The following is a 1,885-nucleotide window of genomic DNA, read 5'->3' on the forward strand; positions in this document are numbered from 1 at the left end:
AACCTCGCTGACAGACAAGACCGCATCACCACCGTTCGTCCGCAAGTTGCCCAACATACTCAGCAGAGTGATCTATATCGTTACGATAACCGCTTAATTGGCACTTATACTGGTAGTAGCACCAGTGAACAACCTATTGACTCGGACAGTCCCAGTGTTCACAGTCGCTTTTTACACAGTCATAGCCACCTAAACGATGATGGACTCACCGCGCTTGCTACTCGCTATCAGCAGAACGCTGAGCAGCTTGCCAATCTTGGTAGCCTAACAGGCAACATCCGTCATCTGAATCTGCCAAGCGCTCACTATATCGATGGTAATCCTTATTTAACCGATCCGATCAGTCTCGTCTCCATTCATCAACACATTAATAACCACATACCTGCAGATTGGTTGGGCGCAGTCGCCTTTGATCCTATTACCTTGCAGCCGAATGCCAATCATGACAATGATGACGACAGTGATAATAATAACAACGTCCATTATGTTAATGCCTGCTACCTACCGTTTCCACATCATCACCATGTCCCATATGGCGAACAGTTAAGCGAGCTTGGACAACCACATCCGAGTCTCACAGGTCTCATGAGTGCCAGCATCATAGACACAGACAGCAGCGCCATTACCCATGACCGTAACCACCGTGCCCATATCAGATATCACTGGCAAGGTGAAGACAGTAATGGCAGCGATAATAAAAGCGACAATAGTCATGATGACGCCCACTGGATACCCATCGCCAGTCACCTCGTCGCCGACCACATGGGACAGACCCATCCTCTGCGTCATGGACAGCATGTCCTCATCGACTTCATCGGTGGTGACTTAAGCCATCCCATCATCATCGGCAGCACCCATAACGGACAAGGCAATTCTGACGCTCAGCACAATAGCATCGTCAGTGACTCAGGTAGCATCGACGCCACCAGTCCCGCTTGGTTCATCAACCAAAGCCATGCTTACCCCATAGACGGCATCAAAACCCAAAGCATCGACAGCAGTCGTACAGGCGATGCCACCAAAGACAGCATCACTAATGGCTACAACCAGCTCATGTTTGACGCCCATCCTGAGAGTCCGCAGATCAACGTCTATAGCAGCAGCTACCAGTCCAGCCTAAGCATTGGTCATCTCTATCAGCACACCGACCATACCCGTGGTCAAGCACGTGGACAAGGCATCAGTATCGAGACCCAAGCGGCTGCCAACATCCAAGGCAGCACCGGCATTCATATCAGCAGCCAACAGTCAGATCCCTCATCAAACCCTCACATGAGTCATGACAGCCATAGCAAACTACAAACTGCTGACCAACATCAAATAGCCTATCAAAGCCTAGCAGAAACCCATCAACCTGTCGGCATAGACGGCAGCAGTCAAAGCAGTAGCAAAAGAGGAGAGCAGCAAACGCCATTTGGTCAATTTAGCAAAGACACCAATGACAGTGCACTAGATGGTGCAGGACAGTGGCAACAAGCCAATTTGCTGATTGACTCTCAACGTCACCTTGCCATGCTAAGCGGACAGCATAGCCAACATACCAGTACTGAAAGCACGCACAGCCACGCCACCGATAGCACCCATCATCACAGTCAAACGCAGATGAATCAGCTGGTGGCAGGCGATATTCACTACTATTCAAACAAAGCCCAGACCCATACTGCGGCTCATGGCGATGTGACGATACAAGCGCATCAAGGTGAGATGCGACTCGATAGTGAGCAAGTACTACGCATCCATAGCCGAGACAGTATTGAGGTTATCGCGCCTGATACGCTGACCCTAAAAGCGGCAGGCAGTGGTATTGAGATATCAGGTGGCAATGTGACGTTTATCACGCCTGCTCAAGTGGGCTATAAGGCTAGTAAGGTGGATCGGGGCAGTG

General features: G+C 50.2%; 1 protein-coding gene. It reads left to right on the plus strand.

Features of this window, described 5'->3' with window-relative positions; translation table 11 throughout:
• A partial coding sequence (locus I6E83_RS14605; protein ID WP_197102967.1) for a DUF2345 domain-containing protein occupies positions 1-1,885 on the plus strand: 1,885 nt, incomplete at both ends.

The sequence above is a fragment of the Psychrobacter sp. SZ93C1 genome, assembly GCF_015864635.1.
GTDB classification, from domain to species: Bacteria; Pseudomonadota; Gammaproteobacteria; order Pseudomonadales; family Moraxellaceae; genus Psychrobacter; species Psychrobacter fozii.